Source organism: Phytopseudomonas punonensis, assembly GCF_900142655.1.
Taxonomy (GTDB): domain Bacteria; phylum Pseudomonadota; class Gammaproteobacteria; order Pseudomonadales; family Pseudomonadaceae; genus Aquipseudomonas; species Aquipseudomonas punonensis.
The window spans coordinates 86,730-106,201 of sequence record NZ_FRBQ01000005.1 but is presented as its reverse complement, the minus strand read 5'-3'; the positions used below and the strand labels follow the sequence as shown (position 1 = coordinate 106,201).

Here is a 19,472-nt window from a genome sequence, read left to right as displayed (position 1 = left end):
CTCACGGTGGGCAAACGAAGACTGAAGAAAATGGCCACTATCCACGTAGACGGCAAAGATCTCGAAGTCGATGGTGCGGACAACCTGCTGCAGGCCTGTCTGTCCCTCGGTCTCGACATCCCCTACTTCTGCTGGCACCCGGCGCTTGGTAGCGTTGGTGCCTGCCGCCAGTGTGCGGTGAAGCAGTACACCGACGAGAACGACAAGCGCGGCCGCCTGGTCATGTCCTGCATGACGCCGGCCACCGACAATAGCTGGATCTCCATCGACGACGAAGAGGCCGTGGCCTTCCGCAAGAGCGTCGTCGAATGGCTGATGACCAACCACCCGCACGACTGCCCTGTGTGTGAGGAAGGCGGCCACTGCCACCTGCAGGACATGACGGTGATGACCGGCCACAACGCCCGTCGTTATCGCTTCACCAAGCGCACCCACCAGAACCAGCAGCTCGGCCCGTTCATCGCCCACGAGATGAACCGTTGCATCGCCTGCTACCGCTGCGTGCGCTACTACAAGGATTACGCCGGCGGCACTGACCTCGGCGTCTATGGCGCCCACGACAACGTGTATTTCGGTCGCGTTGAAGACGGCACCCTGGAGAGCGAGTTCTCCGGCAACCTGGTCGAGGTCTGCCCGACCGGCGTATTCACCGACAAGACTCACTCCGAGCGCTACAACCGCAAGTGGGACATGCAGTTCGCCCCGAGTATCTGCCACGGTTGCTCCAGCGGCTGTAACACCAGCCCAGGCGAGCGCTACGGCGAAGTACGCCGTATCGAGAACCGCTTCAACGGATCCGTGAACGGGTATTTCCTCTGCGACCGTGGCCGTTTCGGCTATGGCTACGTCAACCGTGAAGACCGTCCGCGTCAGCCGCTGATGGTCCTCAGCAAGATGAAGATGGGCCTGGACGCTGCGCTGGATCAGGCCGCTGCCCTGTTGAAAAACCGCAAGGTGATCGGCATCGGTTCGCCACGTGCCAGCCTGGAGGGCAACTTCGCCCTGCGCGAACTGGTCGGTGAAGGCAACTTCTACTCCGGCATCGCCGCCAACGAGCAGGCTAATATCCGCCTGATCCGCGATGTGCTGCAGAACGGCCCACTGCCGGTGCCGACCCTGCGCGATATCGAAAGCCACGACGCGGTATTCGTGCTCGGCGAGGACCTGACCCAGACCGCGGCGCGCGTCGCCCTGGCCCTGCGCCAGTCGGTCAAGGGCAAGGCCACCGAAATCGCTGCAGGTGCGAAGATCCAGGACTGGCACATGGCCGCGGTGCAGAACGTCGCCCAGCACGCGCTCAACCCGCTGTTCATCGCCAGTGTGACTGCTACTCGCCTCGACGATGTTGCCGAGCAGTGCGTACATGCCGCGCCGGACGACCTGGCGCGCATCGGTTTCGCCGTGGCTCACGCCATCGATCCGAGTGCACCAGCAGTCGAAGGCCTGGAAGCGGAAGCCGCCGAGTTGGTGCAACGCATCGCCGATGCGCTGCTGAATGCCAAGCGTCCGCTGATCGTCTCCGGTGCTTCGCTGGGCAATCGTGCGCTGATCGAGGCCGCTGCTAACATTGCCAGCGCCTTGAAGAACCGCGAGAAGAACGGCTCCATCAGCCTGGTGGTGCCGGAAGCCAACAGCATGGGCCTGGCCCTGCTGATGGGCGACAAATTCGCTGGCAACAACCTGGACGACGCCCTCGAAGCGCTCTCCTCCGGCCAGGCCGATGCAGTCGTGGTACTGGAGAACGACCTCTACCACCGCGCCGATGCTGCCCGTGTAGACGCCGCCCTGGCGGCCGCCAAGGTAGTGATCGTTGCCGATCACCAGAGCACCGCTACGACCGCCAAGGCGCACCTGCTGCTGCCGGCCGCCAGTTTCGCCGAAGGCGACGGCACCCTGGTCAGCCAGGAAGGCCGCGCCCAGCGCTTCTTCCAGGTCTATGATCCGTCCTACTACGACGCCAACATCCTGGTGCGCGAAGGCTGGCGCTGGCTGCACGCGCTGCACAGCACGCTGCACAACCGTGGCGTCGACTGGACCCAACTGGATCAGGTCACTGCCGCTTGCGCCGAGAGCAACGCACAGCTGGCCGGTATCCGCGATGCCGCGCCAAGCGCCTCGTTCCGCATCAAGGGTCTCAAGCTAGCTCGCGAGCCGCACCGCTACAGCGGCCGTACCGCCATGCGCGCCAACATCAGCGTGCACGAGCCGCGTCAGCCTCAGGACAAGGACAGTGCGTTCGCGTTCTCGATGGAAGGCTATTCGGGTAGCAAGGAAGATCGTCAGCAGATTCCATTCGCCTGGTCACCAGGCTGGAACTCGCCGCAAGCCTGGAACAAGTTCCAGGACGAAGTCGGTGGTCATCTGCGTGCAGGTGACCCTGGCGTACGCCTGATCGAAGCCAAAGGTGCAAGCCTTGGCTGGTTCAGCGCGCCAACCGCGTTCAACCCGGCTCAGGGCACATGGCAGTCAGTACCGCTGCACCACTTGTTCGGTAGCGAGGAAATGTCCTCGCGCGCCGCGCCGATCGCCGAACGCACGCCTGAAGCATACGTGGCATTGGCCAAGGATGAAGCGGATCGCCTCGGTGTCAACGACGGCGCCCTGCTGCAACTGAGCGTCAACGGCCAAGACCTGCGCTTGCCGCTGCGCGTCAGCGAAGAACTGGCTATCGGCCTGGTCGGCTTGCCAGTGGGTCTGTCGGGTATTCCGGCGGCCATCGCCGGTGCGCCCGTGACCAACATCGGGGAGGCCGCACAATGAGCTGGCTGACTCCCGGGTTGCTCGACATCATTCAGGAAGTGCTCAAGGCCATCGTCATTCTGCTGGCGGTGGTGATCACTGGCGCGCTGCTGAGCTTCGTCGAGCGCCGTCTGCTCGGCTGGTGGCAGGATCGTTACGGCCCCAACCGGGTTGGCCCGTTCGGTATGTTCCAGATCGCTGCCGACATGCTGAAGATGTTCTTCAAGGAAGACTGGACGCCGCCGTTCGCCGACAAGGTGATCTTCACCCTGGCACCGATCATCGCCATGGGCGCCATGCTGGTGGCCTTCGCGATCATCCCGATCACCCCGAACTGGGGCGTGGCGGATCTGAACATCGGCATCCTGTTCTTCTTCGCCATGGCCGGTCTGTCGGTCTATGCCGTGCTGTTCGCCGGCTGGTCGAGCAACAACAAGTTCGCCCTGCTCGGCAGCCTGCGCGCCTCGGCCCAGACCATCTCCTACGAGGTGTTCCTGGCCCTGGCATTGATGGGTATCGTCGCTCAGGTTGGCTCGTTCAACATGCGCGACATAGTCGATTACCAAGCGCAGAACCTGTGGTTCATCATTCCGCAGTTCTTCGGCTTCTGTACCTTCTTCATCGCTGGCGTGGCCGTGACTCACCGTCACCCGTTCGACCAGCCGGAAGCGGAGCAGGAACTGGCCGACGGCTACCACATCGAGTATGCCGGCATGAAATGGGGCATGTTCTTCGTCGGTGAGTACATCGGCATCGTGACCATTTCGGCGCTGCTGGTGACCCTGTTCTTCGGCGGCTGGCACGGCCCGTTCGGCATCCTGCCGCAGATCCCGTTCTTCTGGTTCGCGATCAAGACCTGCTTCTTCATCATGATCTTCATCCTGCTGCGCGCCTCGATTCCGCGCCCACGGTATGACCAGGTCATGGCCTTCAGCTGGAAGTTCTGTCTGCCGCTGACCCTGATCAACCTGCTGGTGACCGGCGCCGTCGTGCTGGCCACGGCCCAGTAAGGAGAGACGAAATGTTCAAATATATATGGGACGTGCTCGTCGGTACCGCGACCCAACTACGCAGCCTGGTCATGGTTTTCGGCCATGGCTTCCGCAAGCGCGACACCCTGCAATACCCGGAAGAACAGGTTTACCTGCCGCCACGTTATCGCGGCCGCATCGTACTGACCCGCGACCCAGACGGCGAAGAGCGCTGCGTAGCCTGCAACCTGTGCGCCGTGGCCTGCCCGGTGGGCTGCATCTCGCTGCAGAAGGCGGAAACCGAAGACGGTCGCTGGTACCCGGATTTCTTCCGCATCAACTTCTCGCGCTGCATCTTCTGCGGCCTGTGTGAAGAAGCCTGCCCGACCACCGCGATCCAGCTCACCCCGGATTTCGAGATGGGCGAGTTCAAGCGTCAGGACCTGGTGTACGAGAAGGAAGACCTGCTGATCTCCGGCCCTGGCAAGAACCCGGACTACAACTTCTACCGAGTGGCCGGCATGGCCATCGCCGGCAAGCCGAAAGGCGCCGCGCAGGACGAAGCCGAGCCGATCAACGTCAAGGGGTTGTTGCCATAATGGAATTCGCCTTCTACTTCTCTGCCGGGGTCGCGGTTGCAGCGACCCTCGGTGTGATCACCGGCAAGAACCCGGTACACGCCCTGCTCTACCTGATCATCTCGCTGCTCGCCGTATCCATGGTGTTCTTCAGCCTGGGCGCGCCCTTTGCCGGCGCCCTGGAGATCATTGTCTACGCTGGCGCCATCATGGTGCTGTTCGTGTTCGTGGTGATGATGCTCAACCTTGGCCCGGCCTCGGTCGAGCAGGAACGCACCTGGCTGACCCCGGGTATCTGGATCGGCCCGGCACTGCTCTCCGCCGTGCTGCTTGGGCAGCTGCTGTACGTGCTGTTCGCCGTACCGAGCGGCGCCACCATTGGCCACACCACGGTCGATGCCAAAGCCGTTGGCGTACACCTGTTCGGCCCTTATCTCTTGGCCGTCGAGTTGGCTTCCATGCTGCTGCTTGCCGCGCTGGTCGCCGCCTATCACCTGGGCCGCAACGACATCAAGGACGCTACCCCATGAACGGTATTCCAATGGAGCACGGCCTGGCGCTGGCCGGCGTGCTGTTCAGCCTCGGCCTGGTCGGCCTGATGGTGCGCCGCAACATCCTGTTCGTGCTGATGAGCCTGGAAGTGATGATGAACGCCGCCGCTCTGGCCTTCGTGGTCGCCGGCGCACGCTGGGCACAGGCTGACGGGCAGATCATGTTCATTCTGGTAATCGCTCTGGCAGCCGCCGAAGCGAGCATCGGTCTGGCGATCCTGCTGCAGCTGTACCGCCGCTTCCACACCCTCGATATCGACGCAGCCAGCGAGATGCGCGGATGAACGTCTTATTCCTGACCCTACTGTTCCCACTGATTGGCTGGTTCATCCTGGCCTTTTCCCGTGGCCGCCTGAGCGAAGGCGCTGCAGCCGTCGTCGGTGTCGGCTCGGTCGGCCTGTCGGCGCTGACCACCGCCTGGATCATGTGGCAATTCAACACTGCCCCGCCCGCAGGCGGCGTGTACACCCAGACCCTATGGCAGTGGATGAGCGTCGACGGCCTGGCGCCGAGCTTCACCCTGTATCTGGACGGCCTGTCGCTGACCATGCTCGGCGTGGTGACTGGCGTGGGCTTCCTGATCCACATGTTCGCCAGCTGGTACATGCGTGGTGAAGAGGGCTACTCGCGCTTCCTGTCCTACACCAACCTGTTCATCTTCAGCATGCTGTTGCTGGTGCTGGGCGACAACCTGATGACTCTGTTCTTCGGGTGGGAAGGCGTAGGGCTTTGCTCGTACCTGCTGATCGGCTTCTACTACAAGCACGTGCCCAACGGTAACGCGGCGCTGAAAGCCTTTATAGTCACCCGCATCGGCGACGTGTTCCTGATGATCGGCCTGTTCCTGCTGTTCCTCAACCTCGGCACCCTGAACATTCAGGAGCTGATGGTGCTGGCCCCGCAGAAGTACGCAGCCGGCGACACCTGGCTGTGGCTGGCGACTCTGATGCTGCTTGGTGGCGCGGTCGGTAAATCCGCCCAACTGCCGCTGCAGACCTGGCTGGCTGACGCGATGGCCGGCCCGACGCCGGTTTCAGCGCTGATCCACGCCGCTACCATGGTTACTGCCGGCGTCTACCTGATCGCCCGTACCAACGGCCTGTTCCTGCTGACCCCGGAGATTCTCGAGCTGGTCGGCATCGTCGGTGGCGTGACGCTGGTGCTGGCAGGTTTCGCGGCGCTGGTACAGACCGACATCAAGCGTATCCTCGCCTACTCGACCATGAGCCAGATCGGCTACATGTTCCTGGCCCTGGGCGTTGGTGCCTGGGACGCGGCGATCTTCCACCTGATGACCCACGCCTTCTTCAAGGCGCTGCTGTTCCTCGCCTCCGGCTCGGTGATCCATGCCTGCCACCACGAGCAGAACATCTTCAAGATGGGCGGCCTGTGGAAGAAGCTGCCACTAGCCTACGCCAGCTTTATCGTCGGTGGCTCGGCCCTGGCGGCGCTGCCGCTGATCACCGTGGGCTTCTATTCCAAGGACGAAATCCTCTGGGAAGCCTTCGCCAGCGGCAATTCCGGCCTGCTCTACGCCGGCCTGCTGGGCGCCTTCATGACCTCGATCTACACCTTCCGGCTGATCTTCATCGCCTTCCATGGCGAACAGAAGACCGACGCTCATGCCGGTCATGGCATCGCCCATAACCTGCCGCTGCTGGTGCTGATCGTGCTGTCGACCTTCATCGGCGCCTGGATCACCCCGCCGCTGGCTGGCGTGCTGCCAGAAAGCGCCGGCCATGCCGGTGGCGACGCCAAGCACAGCCTGGAAATCGTCTCGGGCTGCATCGCCCTGGCGGGCATCCTGCTGGCCGCCATGCTGTTCCTTGGCAAGCGCAGTTTCGTCAGCGCCGTCGCGAGCAGTGCGCCGGGTCGTTTCCTGTCGGCCTGGTGGTTCGCCGCGTGGGGCTTCGACTGGTTCTACAACAAGATTTTCGTGCAGCCGTACCTGTTCCTGTGCCGCGTGCTCGCCCGCGACCCCATCGATGGTGCCATCGGCATCATTCCGCGCCTGGCGCGTGGTGGTCATGGCGTGTTGAGCCGCAGCGAGACCGGGCATCTGCGCTGGTACGCCATTTCCATCGCCGGGGGCGCCGTGCTGGTGCTTGCCGCCGTGATGATGGCCTGACCGATGATCCCGAATACTTTTTCTAAGGAACCCCGTCAGTCATGATTCTGCCTTGGCTAATCCTGATCCCCTTTATCGGCGGCCTGCTGTGCTGGCAGGCGGAGCGCTTCGGCGGAACTCTGCCACGCTGGATCGCACTGCTGACCATGTCCCTGCTGTTCGTCCTTGGCCTATGGCTGTGGGCCACCGGCGACTTCAGCCTGGCGCCTGCGCCGGGCGCTGAGCCACGCTGGGCTCACGAGTTCCAGGTACGCTGGATCGAGCGTTTCGGCATCAGCATCCATCTAGCGATGGATGGCCTGTCGGTGCTGATGGTTACCCTGACCGGCCTGCTCGGCGTGCTCTCGGTACTCTGCTCGTGGAAAGAGATCCAGAACCGCGTCGGCTTCTTCCACCTCAACCTGATGTGGATCCTCGGCGGCGTGGTCGGCGTGTTCTTGGCCATCGACCTGTTCCTGTTCTTTTTCTTCTGGGAAATGATGCTGGTGCCGATGTATTTCCTCATCGCGCTCTGGGGTCATAGCGGCAGCCCTGGCAAGAGCCGCATCACCGCGGCCACCAAGTTCTTCATCTTCACCCAGGCCAGCGGTCTGGTGATGCTGGTGGCGATCCTCGGGCTGGTGTTCGTGCACTTCAACCAGACCGGCGTCTTCACCTTCAACTATGCGGACCTGCTCAAGACCGAGCTGTCCCATGGCACCGAATACCTGCTGATGCTGGGCTTCTTCATCGCCTTCGCGGTGAAGTTCCCGGTGGTGCCCTTCCACTCCTGGCTGCCCGATGCGCACGCTCAGGCGCCAACCGCGGGCTCTGTGGACCTGGCCGGTATCCTGCTGAAAACCGCGGCCTACGGCCTGCTGCGTTTCGCCCTGCCGCTGTTCCCCAATGCCTCGGCCGAGTTCGCGCCGATCGCCATGTACCTGGGCGTGTTCGCGATCATCTACGGCGCGCTGCTGTCCTTCGCACAGACCGACATCAAACGCCTGGTGGCCTATTCCAGTGTGTCGCACATGGGCTTCGTGCTGATCGCCATCTACTCCGGTAGCCAGATCGCTCTGCAGGGCGCGGTGGTGCAGATGATGGCTCACGGCCTGTCGGCCGCGGCGCTGTTCATCCTTTGTGGTCAGCTGTACGAGCGCCTGCACACCCGTGACATGCGCGAGATGGGCGGCATCTGGGCGCGTATGTCCTGGCTGCCAGCGTTGAGCCTGTTCTTCGCAGCCGCCGCGCTGGGTCTGCCGGGTACCGGCAACTTCGTCGGCGAGTTCCTGATCCTGATCGGCAGCTTCCCTACCGCACCCTGGGTCACCGTGGTCGCCGCGACCGGTCTGGTACTGGGCTCTGTTTACTCGCTGATCATGATTCACCGCGCGCATTTCGGCCCGGTGAAGAACGACAGCCCGCTGCCAGGCCTGCAATTTCGTGAACTGAGCATGGTGCTGTGCCTGGCCGTGCTGCTGATTCTGCTTGGCGTTTACCCGCAGCCGGTGCTCGACACCTCCGCCGCCAGCATGCAAGGCGTGCAGCAGTGGTTCAGCGGCGGCCTCAATCAACTCGCTTCGGGCCAGTAGACGTTATGGAACATCACGCTGTGGAATTCACCACCCAACACCTGATCGCCCTGCTGCCGCTGCTGGTCACTTGCGCCACCGTAGTCGTGGTGATGCTGGCCATCGCCTGGAAACGCAGCCATACGATGACCTTCGTGCTCTCGGTGATCGGCCTCAACGCGGCGCTGCTGTCGCTGCTGCCGACCATCGGTGTCACGCCGCTGCAGGTCACCCCATTGATGCAGATCGACACCTTCGCCTGCTACTACATGGCGCTGGTGCTGATCGCCACCTTGGCCTGCGTAACCCTGACCCACGCCTACCTGGGCGAGGCCAAGGTCAACGATGGCCAGACCAAGGGCTATCCGCGCAACCGCGAAGAGATGTACCTGTTGCTCCTGCTCTCCGCAGCCGGCGGCCTGGTCCTGGTCAGCACCGAGCATCTGGCCGGCCTGTTCATCGGCCTGGAGCTGCTCTCGGTGCCGACCTACGGGATGATCGCCTACGCCTACTTCAACAAGCGCTCGCTGGAAGCCGGCATCAAGTACATGGTGCTGTCGGCCGCCGGTAGCGCCTTCCTGCTGTTCGGCATGGCGCTGCTGTATGCCGACGCCGGCAGCCTGAGCTTCGCCCAGATCGGTGCCAGCCTGGCCGGTGCCAGCGGCAGCCAGCTGGTGCAGATCGGTATCGGCATGATGCTGATCGGCCTGGCGTTCAAGCTGTCGATGGTGCCGTTCCACCTGTGGACGCCGGACGTCTACGAAGGTGCCCCTGCCCCGGTGGCTGCGTTCCTGGCCACTGCCAGCAAGGTCGCGGTATTCGCCGTGCTGCTGCGCCTCTATCAGCTCTCCCCGGCTACCGCTGGAGGCTGGCTGAACGACCTGCTGACGGTCATCGCCATCGCCTCGATCCTGTTTGGCAACCTGCTGGCCCTGGTGCAGAACAACCTCAAGCGTCTGCTCGGTTATTCGTCCATCGCCCACTTCGGTTACCTGCTGGTGGCGCTGATCGCCAGCAAGGGCCTGGCCGTGGAAGCCATCGGCGTGTACATGGCCACCTACGTGCTGACCAGCCTGGGCGCGTTTGGCGTGATCACCCTGATGTCCACCCCCTACAACGGTCGTGACGCCGATGCGCTGTACGAATACCGCGGCCTGTTCTGGCGCCGCCCGTACCTGACTGCGGTGCTCACAGTGATGATGCTGTCGCTGGCCGGCATTCCGCTCACTGCTGGCTTCATCGGCAAGTTCTACGTGATCGCTGCGGGTGTGCAGGCACAGCTGTGGTGGCTGATCGGCGCGCTGATCCTGGGTAGCGCCATCGCGGTGTTCTACTACCTGCGCGTGATGGTCACCCTGTTCCTCAATGAGCCGAACCTGCAGCGCCACGATGCACCGTTCAACTGGGGCCAGCGTGCCGGCGGTATCATGCTGATGCTGGTGGCCGCCCTGGCCTTTATCCTCGGTGTGTACCCGCAGCCGCTGCTGGATCTGGTGCAACAAGCTGGCTTGGCCACTGCCGCGCTCTGATCCGGGTAGCGTCATGAAAAACGGCTGCCTCAGGGCAGCCGTTTTTGTTTGTGCATCACGCTTTGCCTACGCCAGATCAAGCGCGACTGTCATACCCAGACTACGAGGCACGGGCAGGCGTGCTTTTCGTAGCCGGCTGCTGAGCGAAGCGATGCGCAGGATGGGAGCCGAGGCGAGAACCTGGCTTGCACGGATACCGCTCCCGGGTTTCGCTTCGCTCTACCAAGGCTACGCAGGTTTACGATTGTGCGTGATAACGAAAAACGGCTGCACCCGGGCAGCCGTTTAGGGTGAAGCGAGAAATTATTCAGGCAATCTGACAGTCTTCTTGCCCGCCGCGAACAGGTTCCAGCTGGCGACGAACAGCGCGGCGATCAGCGGGCCCAGTACGAAGCCATTGAGCCCGAACAGCGCCATGCCACCGAGGGTGGAGATCAGGATCAGGTAGTCGGGCATGCGGGTGTCCTTGCCGACCAGAATCGGGCGCAGGATGTTGTCCACCAAACCAATCACCAGCACGCCGAACAAGGTCAGCACCACGCCCTGCCAGATGTCGCCACTAAGCAACAGGTAAACCGCCACGGGCGCCCAGACGATGCCGGCACCGGCCGCTGGCAGGAGCGACAGGAAGGCCATCAGCACGCCCCACAGCAGCGGGCTGGGAATGCCCAGTATCCAGAAGATCAAGCCGCCCAGCGTGCCCTGCACCGCCGCCACCACGATATTGCCTTTCACCGTGGCGCGAACTACACGGGTGAACTTGATTTGCAGGCGGCGCTTGGTGTTGTCGCCCAGCGGTACAGCCATGCGGATGTCACGGACCAGTTCCTGGCCGTCGCGCAGCAGGAAGAACAGCAGGTACAGCATGATGAAAAAGCTGATCACGAACTGGAAGGTACCCTGGCCAATGGCGAACACCTTCGTTGCCAGGTACTGGCTGCCGGCCGCGGCGCCGCTGGTGATGCTTTCCTGCAGATCATCCAGGTTGCCGACGCCGATACGATCAATCTGCTGTTGCAGGAACGGCGGCAGCATCTCCTTGGTACTGGTCACGTAGGCGCCGACATCCAGCTCGCCTGAGTCGATGCGCTGATAGAGGCTGGTGCCCTCGGCCACCACCGCCGAGGTGACGAAGATGACCGGCAAGATCGCGACCAGCAGGCAGACGAGCAAGGTCAACAGCGCGGACAGATTGCCGCGCCCGCCAATGCGCCGGGCCATGCGCTGCTGCAATGGCGCGAACACCACCGCCAGCGCCACTGCCCAGAACACCGCGCCGTAGAACGGCATGAGTATCCAGATGAAGGCAATCGTCACCAGAACGAGCAGGAGGATAAACGTTTTCTTTTCGAGGGAGGTTGTCGGCATGGAGAGGATCACGGCAAGTGGCTATTGTCCGTTAGTCTTCTGCGCTGCCGACAAAGTGCACTCTTAATCTGTTGTGAGCGTCCATGCTCACGCCGCAATCAGATACGGAACTGACGAACCAGGCTCTCCAGCCCCTGCCCCAACTGCGCCAGGCTGCGTGCAGTCTCGGCGCCCTGACGGGTCTCGTCGGCGACGCTGTCCACCGCAGTAGCGATCTGGTGCACGCTGCGGTTGATCTCCTCGGCCACGGCGGTCTGTTCTTCGGCTGCACTGGCGATCTGCGCGTTCATGGCGTTGATGGTGCCGATCAGCCCAGCGATGGCGTCCAGCGAGGCGCCGGCCTTGTTGGCCTGCTCACTGGTGATATCGCCGGCGTCACTGGACTGGCGCATGGAATTGACCGCCTCACGCGTGCCGCTTTGCAGACGGTCGATCATGCCTTGAATTTCCTGAGTGCTCTGTTGCGTGCGGCTGGCCAAAGCACGCACTTCGTCGGCGACCACAGCAAAACCGCGACCGGCTTCACCAGCACGTGCGGCCTCAATGGCGGCGTTGAGTGCCAGCAGGTTGGTCTGTTCGGCGATCGAGCGAATCACGTCGAGCACGCTGACGATGGAGTGAACGTCCTTCTGCAAGGTGTCCAGCGAGGTGCCGCTGCCGCGAATATCGCCAACTAGCGAATGAATGCGAGCGATGCTGCCATCGACCACCTGTTTGGCTGCCTGCCCTTCGCGGTCGGTCTGCTGCGCCGCTTCGGCAGCGCCTTGCGCGCTTTTAGCCACTTCATGGGCAGCAGCGGACATTTCATTGATGGCGGTAGCCACCTGATCAGTTTCCTGGCGTTGGCGCTCCATGGCCTGCTCGGAGCGTTGCGCCTGAGCGGCAACCTGGCCGACCAGTTCGGTGAGCTGGCCGGTCATCCCGGTGATCTGCCGCACCAGTCCATGAACCTTGTCGACGAAGCGGTTGAACGAGCCAGCTAGCTCGCCCAGCTCGTCGCGGCTGGTGACCGGCAGGCGTTTGGTCAAATCGCCTTCGCCAGCTGCGATATCGTCGAGGTTAGCTTTGATCTGCTGCAGCGGGCGCAAAAAGGTGTTGGCCAGGATGCCGCCCACCACGCCGAAGATAACCAACAACACCGCAGCGATTATCAGAATGCTGGTGATGATAGTGCTGACGCGCTGATCGATTTGCGCTCTTACTTCGGTGATCTGCGCCTCAACACCGTCCAGGTTCACCGCGGTGCCGAGTGCCATGTCCCATTTGGGCAGATAGTAGCTGTAGGCGAGCTTGGGCACTTGGATAGCTTCGTTGCCAGGCAGCGGCGAGGAATAGTTGACGTAGTTGCTGTTGTCCTTGGCAACGCGCACCAGCTCGCGGTTCACGTAGACGCCATTGACGTCACGCCGATCATTGAGGCTTTTGCCGACGTCCACCGGGCTGTCGCTGCGAAACAGCCGCACCACGTTGGAATCGTGGCCAAAGAAGTAGCCATCCTTACCGTATTTGATCTTTGACAGGACGGTGATGGCCTGCTTGCGGCTCTCCAGGTCTCCGTTCGGCGCGGCGTCATACAGGCTCTGCACGGCCCCCATGGCGATGGCGCTGTAGTTCTGCAGCTCGTTGCGTTTCTCATCGAGCAGGCGCTCGCGGGTTTCAGTGACTTCCTGCTCTGCCAACCCATAGAGAACCTTGGTGGCGGCGCCGCTGAGCACCAGGGCGAATAGCAGAACGGGAACCAGAGCCAACAGCACGACTTTGGACTTCAAGGTCAGGCGCATTTTTGTTTTCCTTATGACCAGGCAAAGCCAGAAGGTGGCTTCCACTCAGGTCATCGGCAGCCGCCTGCAAACCTTAAGAAGTTTGCCTGCTGACAGCGGAAGACTGTGCCTGTTACAGCACCATAGCTGCAATCCAGCCGAACACCAGCAACGGCAGGTTGTAGTGCAGGAAGGTGGGCAGCACGGTGTCCCAGATATGGTTATGCTGGCCATCGACATTCAGGCCGGCGGTAGGCCCAAGGGTCGAATCCGAAGCCGGCGAGCCCGCGTCGCCAATGGCGCCGGCGGTGCCGACGATGCAAACCGTGGCCAGCGGGCTGAAGCCTAGCTGTACGCACAACGGCACGAAGATCGCGGCAATGATCGGCACCGTGGAAAACGACGAGCCGATGCCCATGGTCACCAACAGGCCGACCAGCAACATCATCAGCACGCCAAAGCCCTTGCTGTCGCCGATCCAACCCGCGCTGGCATCCACCAGCCTCTGGATTTCACCGGTCTCGCGCATCACTTCGGCAAAGCCCGAGGCAGCGATCATGATGAAGCCGATCATGGCCATCATCTTCATACCTTCGGTGAACAGGTCGTCGGTCTCCTTCCAGCGCACGATACCTGAGGCGGAGAACACCACGAAACCAAGCAGTGCGCCAACGATCATCGAATCCAGCCATAGCTGCGCGCCAAACGCGATGGCCACCGCAACGCCGGCAACGATCAGGCTGCGCCGGTTGTAGGCGACATCAACACGCTCGGTTTGCTCGACCAGCGCAAGGTCGTAGTTGCGCTTACCGCGGTAGCTATAAAGCGCCAGCAGCAGACCAGTGACCATGCCCATGGCGGGAATCAGCATGGCATGGCTGACATTTACACCGGCTACGTCCACACCGCTGCGCACCACGTTGGCGAGTAGGATTTCGTTCAGGAAGATGTTGCCGAAGCCCACCGGCAGGAACATGTAAGGCGTGATCAAACCGAAGGTCAGCACGCAGGCGATAAGTCGGCGGTCGATCTGCAGCCGGGTGATCACATAGAGCAGCGGCGGTACCAGCAGTGGGATAAAGGCGATATGGATCGGCAGGATGTTCTGCGAAGAAATCGCCACCGTCAGCAGCAAGCCCACCAGCATCCATTTCAGCGCACCGCCGCCTCGCGAGTCCTGGCGGCCTACTATTACCAAAGCCTTGTCAGCCAGTGCATGGGCAAGGCCGGACTTGGCAATCGCCACCGCAAAAGCGCCCAGCAACGCATAGGACAGCGCAACGGTAGCGCCGCCGCCCAAGCCTTTGTTGAAGGCTGCCAGCGAGCCGTCCATACCCAGGCCGCCAATCATGCCGCCGGCGAGGGCCCCGATAATCAGCGCCACCACGACGTGCACCCGGCAAAGGCTGAGAATCAGCATGATGCCGACGGCGGCGATAACTGCGTTCATGAAAGGCTCCTCGAATCGCCACCAACGTGGCGCAATCGGGTGGCTCCCTAGGGCAAGATCCATAGGGTTACCGCCAAGGATGGCGGGCCACAAAAAGCGTCGCACTCTGCCGGAACCTGAACTGAGTGTCAAAAACGCTACCGGCGTGAAGGCAAGCAAGGTTCTAAGCCAATAGCACAAACGTCCTTTGCGGCTTTGACGCCGGACGTTAGCCTTACACCATTTATCAATGGAGGATGCACATGCTCGATATCGTTCTGGTCGCCGGCTCAAGCCGCCCTGACAGCCAATCTGCAAAAGTCGCCCACTTTCTGCGCCAACGCCTTATCGCTCTGGGCAAAACCAGCACCGAGCGGAGCCACGTTATCGACCTGGGTACCGGCCCCCTGCCCCTGTGGCCTGCTGAAGATCAGGGAGCGTGGGCGGATTACAGCCCACGGCTGCAACGTGCCGATGCGCTAGTCATCATCGCTCCCGAGTGGAACGGCATGGCCGGGCCGGCGATCAAGAATTTCTTCATCTATGCCAGCAAGGCCGAACTGGCCCACAAGCCGGGGCTGCTGGTGGGCGTTTCTTCAGGTATTGGCGGCGGCAGCCCGATTGCCGAACTGCGTAGCTCCAGCTACAAGAACTGCCGGATCAACTATCTGCCAGAGCACCTGATCATTCGCTCGGTGACCAAAGTGTTGAACGACGAACAACCGGCCGGCGAAGACGACAGCCGTATTCGTGCGCGAATCGATTACACGCTAGACATTCTGGCTCAGTACGGCGAAGCGCTGAAGCCGGTGCGTGCCAACATTGACCTGAGCGACCCGGCGTTTACCAACGGCATGTAATCCGCGAGCTACGCAGGCGCATCGCTCTACCCGATCCGCCTGCGTAGCCCGAGAAGAGCGAAGCGAAACTCGTGAGCCGTTGCTAGAAACGGTTATCGAGCACGCAACGGCAACTCGATTCTTACCTGCAGCCCACCCAGTTCACTGTCATGCAGCGACAAGGTGCCGTCCCACGCATCGACGATATCGCGCACGATGCCCAATCCCAGGCCATGGCCTGCGGTCTGCTCATCCAGACGAATGCCGCGGCTTAGCACCTCCTCGCGACGCTCGCTCTCGATTCCGGGGCCATCGTCATCGACGCTAAGCACGTAGGCATTGCCCGTGCGTTCAACAGTCAGGCGCACTTGGCTGTCGGTCCATTTGCAGGCGTTATCCAGCAGGTTGCCGAGCAGCTCCAAGAGATCCTCACGATCACGCGGCAGGCGCAGATCCGGCGGCGAAGCTTGCCAGCTGAGTTCGATGCCACTGTCGTGAATCATGCCGAGAGTGGCGAACAACCCTGGCAGTTCTTCCTGGCAATCGAAATGTGCGCCGGGCAGTGCTTCGCCGGCCAGCCGCGCACGGCCAAGCTCGCGGGCGATGCGCTGCTCGATCTGCTGCAGGTGCTCCAGCAGGTTGTCACGCAGCTCCGGAAGGGCACGCAGCTCGTCTCGGGATGCCAGGTTGACCAGTACCGCCAATGGCGTTTTCAGGGCATGCCCGAGATTGCCGAGGGCGTTACGCGAGCGCTTGAGGGTGTCTTCAGTGTGGGCCAGCAAGTGATTAATTTGCTCGACCAGCGGCTCCAGTTCTTCAGGCACCTGCTCGTCGAGTTCCGAGCGCTGTCCTTGCTGCAGCTGGGCGATCTGCACACGAGTCTGCTCTAGCGGGCGCAGCGCACGGCTGACCGCCAGACGCTGCAACAGCAGGATCAGCGCCAAGCCACCCAGGCCCAACCCCAACCCGATGCGCTGTACCCGTCGGAAACTGTCCAGTACCGGCGTGTAATCGCGGGCCACGGTAATGGTCAGGTTCTGCCCGAAACGCCGGTATTCGCCGCGAAACGATACCAGCACCTGGCCCTGCGGGCCGTCCTGCAATTCGGGCTGCAGGCCGTCCACATCGGCAGGTCGCAACTCGCTGTCCCACAGTGAACGCGAGCGCCAGCTCTTGTCGGCAAAATCGATACGGAAATACAGGCCTGAATAGGGCCGCTGGTAGGCTGCACTGAGCCGCGACTCCTCGAGCTGGATGCCGGATGGCCCACGCACCAGCGCGATCAACAGCGATTGCGCTTCCTCTTCGAGCCCGGTTTGAATGTAGCGCCGCAGGTTGCTATCGAATAGCCACAGGCAGGTTTGCGCGAGCAACAGGCCGATGATTAGCAGCACGCTGATCAGCCCCAGGCTCAGGCGTCGCTGAATCGACCTCAAGCGGCGCTACCGGTGAACCGATAGCCCTGCCCGCGGCGGGTTTCGATCACCTCGCGGCCGAGCTTGCGGCGCAGGTGATTGACGTGCACTTCGATAACGTTGGAGTCACGCTCGGTCTCGCCGTCGTAAAGGTGCTCGGCCAGGTGGCTTTTGGAGAGGATCTGCCCGGCATGCAGCATGAAGTAGCGCAGCAGGCGAAACTCCGCAGCAGTCAGTTCGATCTGCTGATCGCCTCGGCTGACGCACTGGCGGCTTTCATCCAGGTGCAAGCCGGCTGCCTGCAATTGCGGCTGGTTGGCCAGACCACGGGCACGGCGCAGCAGCGACTGAATGCGCAATTGCAGCTCTTCGGGATGAAACGGCTTGGTCAGATAATCATCGGCGCCGACTTTCAGGCCTTCGATCCGCTCTGCCCAGGAGCCGCGTGCGGTGAGGATCAGCACTGGGGTCACCAGGCCGCCCTGGCGCCATTCCTGCAACACCTCGAGCCCCGGCTTGCCAGGCAAGCCGAGGTCGAGAATGATCAGGTCATAGGGCTCACTGGCGCCCTGGTAGACGGCATCGCGGCCATCAGCGAGCCAATCCACGGCATATCCCTGGCGGGTCAGCGAGGCAGTCAGTTCATCAGCAAGCGGAACGTGGTCTTCAACCAGCAACAGGCGCATGTCAGTCGTCTACCTCATCCTTCAGGATCTTGCCGTCGTGGGCGTCGAGTTCCAGTTCGCGAACCACGCCCTCCCGGGTCAGCAGCTCGACTTCATAGACGAATACATCGTCCTCTTCCTCCAGCTCCGCTTCGAGCAGGGTCGCACCGGGGTAACGCTCCAGTGCTGCGCGCATGAGCTGGTCGAGCGGCAGGATCACGCCGCTCAAGCGCAGATCGCGGGCTTCGTCCTGATCGAGATCACGCGCGCTGGCGACGCAAGTCAGCGTCGCCAGCGTAACGATGCAGATGCCGCGCAAAATCGGGTTGCCTTTCATCAATCATCCTGATGGTTCTTGAGGACGGTGCCATTGGTTGCATCCAGTTCGACATCCCACTTCTGGTTCTGGGCGTCGCGGATTTCTACCTGATAGAGGTAGCGACCATATTCTTCCTCGAGTTCGGTATCGCCCAGTTTACCGCCGGGATGGGCAGCAAGGGCAGCCTCATTGAGCTTTTCGAATGACTGAATGGTACCGGCATCACGCAGTTTCAGCGCCTCGTCCGGGCCCAGATCACGGGCCTGAGCGATACCAGCGGTGGCGGTCAGAGCAGCAACGGCGAACAGTGCGGTCAATTTTTTCATGGTGATCTCCTGAGTGATCTTGTCTGGACGATGCTCAGGTTAAAAGGGTCGACTTAATTCAACCTGAAATTGCGCCACAGACCCGCGCAGGTCATAGCCCTATACTGACGCCTCTTCAGCGGAGGTCGGCATGAGTGCCATTCAGATCAAATTCCCAGCCCTCACACTCAAGGCCGGCCATCGCGCCCTGGCGCGCATTCGTGAGCGTGGCCTGCAGCCTGCCGATGTAGGCACCCTGCCTGGCGCAGCAGGCGGGCCCAAGGCGCTGGGCATTCAAGGGCTGGATATCGCCCTGTTCGGCGACTGGCTGGCCAGAGCGCCGCGCGAGCGCTCGCTGATCGGCGCCTCTATCGGTTCCTGGCGCTTCGCCAGTGCTTGCCTGCCGGAACCTGCGCAAGCGCTGCAGCGTCTTGGCGAGTTGTATACCGGCATGCGCTTCGCCAAGGGCGTGAGCATCCTCGACGTGACCCAGCGCTGCGTGCAGATGCTCGACGAGCTGCTGCAGCATCAGGATGCTGCGGTGCTCGACAACCCGCACTACCGCCTCAACATCATGGTGGTGAAAAGTCATGGCCGACTCGCCGCGGATGATCGACGCTCCCTGGGCATTGGGCTGTCTTCGGTGATCGGCAGCAACTTGCTCGGTCGCCCTCGCCTGGCTCGTCACTTCGAACGAGTGATTCTTCACGATGCGCGCATGGCGCCGCCGCTGCATCCGCTTACCGACTTTCCTTCGCGCTGCCTGCCGCTGGATGTTGGCAACCTGCGCCATGCTCTGCTGGCCTCTGGCTCGATTCCCTTCGTGATGCAGGGCGTACGTGACATTCCGGGCGTTGGCCCGGGCACCTATCGAGATGGCGGTTTGCTGGATTACCACCTGGACCTGCCCTACAGCGGTGATGACATCGTGCTGTACCCACACTTCACCGATCGCATCATCCCCGGCTGGTTCGACAAGGGCATGCCCTGGCGTCGCGGTGACGCAACACGCCTGCAGGACGTTCTGCTGCTTGCGCCCTCTCGCGACTACCTGGCCCGCTTGCCTTACGGAAAACTGCCGGACCGCAAGGACTTCTCCCGTTTTATCGGTGACGACACCGGACGCGAGCGCTACTGGCGCCAGGCCATGGAAGAAAGTCGACGCATGGGCGATGAGTTCCTTGAGCTGGCCGAGAAAGGTCGCCTGAGCGAGTGCCTGATGCCGCTCTAGAGCGTTCCGAGTAAGCCGAGACACGTATAAGGCTGGCCGTCAGAAAGCCGGCAACAACTGGTTTAACGAAGTTAAACGCCTGGTCCTATTAATAA

17 protein-coding genes are annotated in these 19,472 nt (G+C 62.1%); 10 read left to right on the top strand and 7 right to left on the bottom strand.

Annotated elements, in window-relative coordinates:
- Positions 1 to 30 precede the first annotated feature (30 nt).
- The 8 genes from nuoG to nuoN are packed head-to-tail and all read left to right on the top strand — an operon-like array spanning position 31 to position 10,046.
- Positions 31 to 2,760: an NADH-quinone oxidoreductase subunit NuoG gene (gene nuoG / locus BUC40_RS14495; protein ID WP_073266887.1), complete on the top strand. Its 2,730-nt coding sequence runs from the start codon at positions 31 to 33 to the stop codon at positions 2,758 to 2,760.
- Positions 2,757 to 3,749, top strand: coding sequence for an NADH-quinone oxidoreductase subunit NuoH (gene nuoH, locus BUC40_RS14490; protein WP_073266886.1), 993 nt, complete (start codon positions 2,757 to 2,759; stop codon positions 3,747 to 3,749). Before nuoG ends, nuoH begins: the two co-directional genes overlap by 4 nt.
- 11 nt (positions 3,750 to 3,760) lie before the next feature.
- Positions 3,761 to 4,309 carry an NADH-quinone oxidoreductase subunit NuoI gene (gene nuoI, locus BUC40_RS14485; protein WP_027905361.1) on the top strand — a complete coding sequence of 183 codons (549 nt, stop codon included), beginning with the start codon at positions 3,761 to 3,763 and terminating at the stop codon, positions 4,307 to 4,309.
- Complete coding sequence (gene nuoJ / locus BUC40_RS14480; protein WP_073266885.1) at positions 4,309 to 4,818, top strand: NADH-quinone oxidoreductase subunit J; 510 nt, start codon at positions 4,309 to 4,311, stop codon at positions 4,816 to 4,818. The genes nuoI and nuoJ overlap by 1 nt, the downstream gene beginning before the upstream one ends.
- Positions 4,815 to 5,123 carry an NADH-quinone oxidoreductase subunit NuoK gene (nuoK, locus tag BUC40_RS14475; RefSeq protein WP_013791402.1) on the top strand — a complete coding sequence of 103 codons (309 nt, stop codon included), beginning with the start codon at positions 4,815 to 4,817 and terminating at the stop codon, positions 5,121 to 5,123. Before nuoJ ends, nuoK begins: the two co-directional genes overlap by 4 nt.
- Positions 5,120 to 6,967, top strand: coding sequence for an NADH-quinone oxidoreductase subunit L (nuoL, locus tag BUC40_RS14470; protein ID WP_073266884.1), 1,848 nt, complete (start codon positions 5,120 to 5,122; stop codon positions 6,965 to 6,967). The genes nuoK and nuoL overlap by 4 nt, the downstream gene beginning before the upstream one ends.
- Positions 6,968 to 7,008: 41 nt before the next feature.
- Positions 7,009 to 8,538: an NADH-quinone oxidoreductase subunit M gene (gene nuoM / locus BUC40_RS14465; RefSeq protein WP_073266883.1), complete on the top strand. Its 1,530-nt coding sequence runs from the start codon at positions 7,009 to 7,011 to the stop codon at positions 8,536 to 8,538.
- Positions 8,539 to 8,558: 20 nt separating this feature from the next.
- Positions 8,559 to 10,046, top strand: coding sequence for an NADH-quinone oxidoreductase subunit NuoN (nuoN, locus tag BUC40_RS14460; protein WP_073266882.1), 1,488 nt, complete (start codon positions 8,559 to 8,561; stop codon positions 10,044 to 10,046).
- A gap of 303 nt (positions 10,047 to 10,349) precedes the next feature.
- On the opposite strand, the gene BUC40_RS14455 is transcribed toward nuoN, so the two are convergent.
- The 3 genes from BUC40_RS14455 to BUC40_RS14445 all read right to left on the bottom strand — a co-directional run bounded on the left by BUC40_RS14455 (position 10,350) and on the right by BUC40_RS14445 (position 14,624).
- Positions 10,350 to 11,414: an AI-2E family transporter gene (locus BUC40_RS14455; protein WP_073266881.1), complete on the bottom strand. Its 1,065-nt coding sequence runs from the start codon at positions 11,412 to 11,414 to the stop codon at positions 10,350 to 10,352.
- Between the two features lie 98 nt (positions 11,415 to 11,512).
- The gene (locus BUC40_RS14450; RefSeq protein ID WP_073266880.1) at positions 11,513 to 13,195 is read right to left on the bottom strand and encodes a methyl-accepting chemotaxis protein; all 1,683 of its coding nucleotides are present in this window, start codon (positions 13,193 to 13,195) and stop codon (positions 11,513 to 11,515) included.
- Between the two features lie 112 nt (positions 13,196 to 13,307).
- Positions 13,308 to 14,624, bottom strand: coding sequence for a Na+/H+ antiporter family protein (locus BUC40_RS14445; RefSeq protein WP_073266879.1), 1,317 nt, complete (start codon positions 14,622 to 14,624; stop codon positions 13,308 to 13,310).
- Between the two features lie 242 nt (positions 14,625 to 14,866).
- Between BUC40_RS14445 and BUC40_RS14440 the strand changes: the two genes are divergently transcribed.
- Positions 14,867 to 15,463, top strand: coding sequence for an NADPH-dependent FMN reductase (locus BUC40_RS14440; protein WP_073266878.1), 597 nt, complete (start codon positions 14,867 to 14,869; stop codon positions 15,461 to 15,463).
- 92 nt (positions 15,464 to 15,555) lie between these two features.
- On the opposite strand, the gene BUC40_RS14435 is transcribed toward BUC40_RS14440, so the two are convergent.
- The 4 genes from BUC40_RS14435 to BUC40_RS14420 are packed head-to-tail and all read right to left on the bottom strand — an operon-like array spanning position 15,556 to position 18,167.
- Positions 15,556 to 16,878, bottom strand: a complete 1,323-nt coding sequence (locus BUC40_RS14435; RefSeq protein ID WP_073266877.1) for a sensor histidine kinase — start codon at positions 16,876 to 16,878, stop codon at positions 15,556 to 15,558.
- Entirely contained in the window at positions 16,875 to 17,543 is a 669-nt protein-coding gene (locus tag BUC40_RS14430) for a response regulator transcription factor (protein ID WP_073266876.1), read from the bottom strand. Before BUC40_RS14430 ends, BUC40_RS14435 begins: the two co-directional genes overlap by 4 nt.
- A gap of 1 nt (position 17,544) precedes the next feature.
- Complete coding sequence (locus BUC40_RS14425; RefSeq protein ID WP_073266875.1) at positions 17,545 to 17,859, bottom strand: PepSY domain-containing protein; 315 nt, start codon at positions 17,857 to 17,859, stop codon at positions 17,545 to 17,547.
- Entirely contained in the window at positions 17,859 to 18,167 is a 309-nt protein-coding gene (locus BUC40_RS14420; RefSeq protein WP_073266874.1) for a PepSY domain-containing protein, read from the bottom strand. Before BUC40_RS14420 ends, BUC40_RS14425 begins: the two co-directional genes overlap by 1 nt.
- Positions 18,168 to 18,297: 130 nt before the next feature.
- Here BUC40_RS14420 and BUC40_RS14415 point away from each other — a divergent pair, with 130 nt between their 5' ends.
- The gene (locus tag BUC40_RS14415; RefSeq protein WP_073266873.1) at positions 18,298 to 19,377 is read left to right on the top strand and encodes a patatin-like phospholipase domain-containing protein; all 1,080 of its coding nucleotides are present in this window, start codon (positions 18,298 to 18,300) and stop codon (positions 19,375 to 19,377) included.
- Positions 19,378 to 19,472 lie beyond the last annotated feature (95 nt).

What these genes read in the sequence shown, in the direction of transcription:
- BUC40_RS14455 (WP_073266881.1), bottom strand. Translation starts at nt 11,414, where the DNA reads ATGCCGACAACCTCCCTCGAAAAGAAAACGTTTATCCTCCTGCTCGTT.
- BUC40_RS14420 (WP_073266874.1), bottom strand. Translation starts at nt 18,167, where the DNA reads ATGAAAAAATTGACCGCACTGTTCGCCGTTGCTGCTCTGACCGCCACC.
- nuoH (WP_073266886.1), top strand. Translation starts at nt 2,757, where the DNA reads ATGAGCTGGCTGACTCCCGGGTTGCTCGACATCATTCAGGAAGTGCTC.
- BUC40_RS14430 (WP_073266876.1), bottom strand. Translation starts at nt 17,543, where the DNA reads ATGCGCCTGTTGCTGGTTGAAGACCACGTTCCGCTTGCTGATGAACTG.
- BUC40_RS14440 (WP_073266878.1), top strand. Translation starts at nt 14,867, where the DNA reads ATGCTCGATATCGTTCTGGTCGCCGGCTCAAGCCGCCCTGACAGCCAA.
- nuoI (WP_027905361.1), top strand. Translation starts at nt 3,761, where the DNA reads ATGTTCAAATATATATGGGACGTGCTCGTCGGTACCGCGACCCAACTA.
- nuoM (WP_073266883.1), top strand. Translation starts at nt 7,009, where the DNA reads ATGATTCTGCCTTGGCTAATCCTGATCCCCTTTATCGGCGGCCTGCTG.
- nuoJ (WP_073266885.1), top strand. Translation starts at nt 4,309, where the DNA reads ATGGAATTCGCCTTCTACTTCTCTGCCGGGGTCGCGGTTGCAGCGACC.
- nuoK (WP_013791402.1), top strand. Translation starts at nt 4,815, where the DNA reads ATGAACGGTATTCCAATGGAGCACGGCCTGGCGCTGGCCGGCGTGCTG.
- BUC40_RS14445 (WP_073266879.1), bottom strand. Translation starts at nt 14,624, where the DNA reads ATGAACGCAGTTATCGCCGCCGTCGGCATCATGCTGATTCTCAGCCTT.
- nuoG (WP_073266887.1), top strand. Translation starts at nt 31, where the DNA reads ATGGCCACTATCCACGTAGACGGCAAAGATCTCGAAGTCGATGGTGCG.
- BUC40_RS14425 (WP_073266875.1), bottom strand. Translation starts at nt 17,859, where the DNA reads ATGAAAGGCAACCCGATTTTGCGCGGCATCTGCATCGTTACGCTGGCG.
- BUC40_RS14415 (WP_073266873.1), top strand. Translation starts at nt 18,298, where the DNA reads ATGAGTGCCATTCAGATCAAATTCCCAGCCCTCACACTCAAGGCCGGC.
- nuoL (WP_073266884.1), top strand. Translation starts at nt 5,120, where the DNA reads ATGAACGTCTTATTCCTGACCCTACTGTTCCCACTGATTGGCTGGTTC.
- BUC40_RS14450 (WP_073266880.1), bottom strand. Translation starts at nt 13,195, where the DNA reads ATGCGCCTGACCTTGAAGTCCAAAGTCGTGCTGTTGGCTCTGGTTCCC.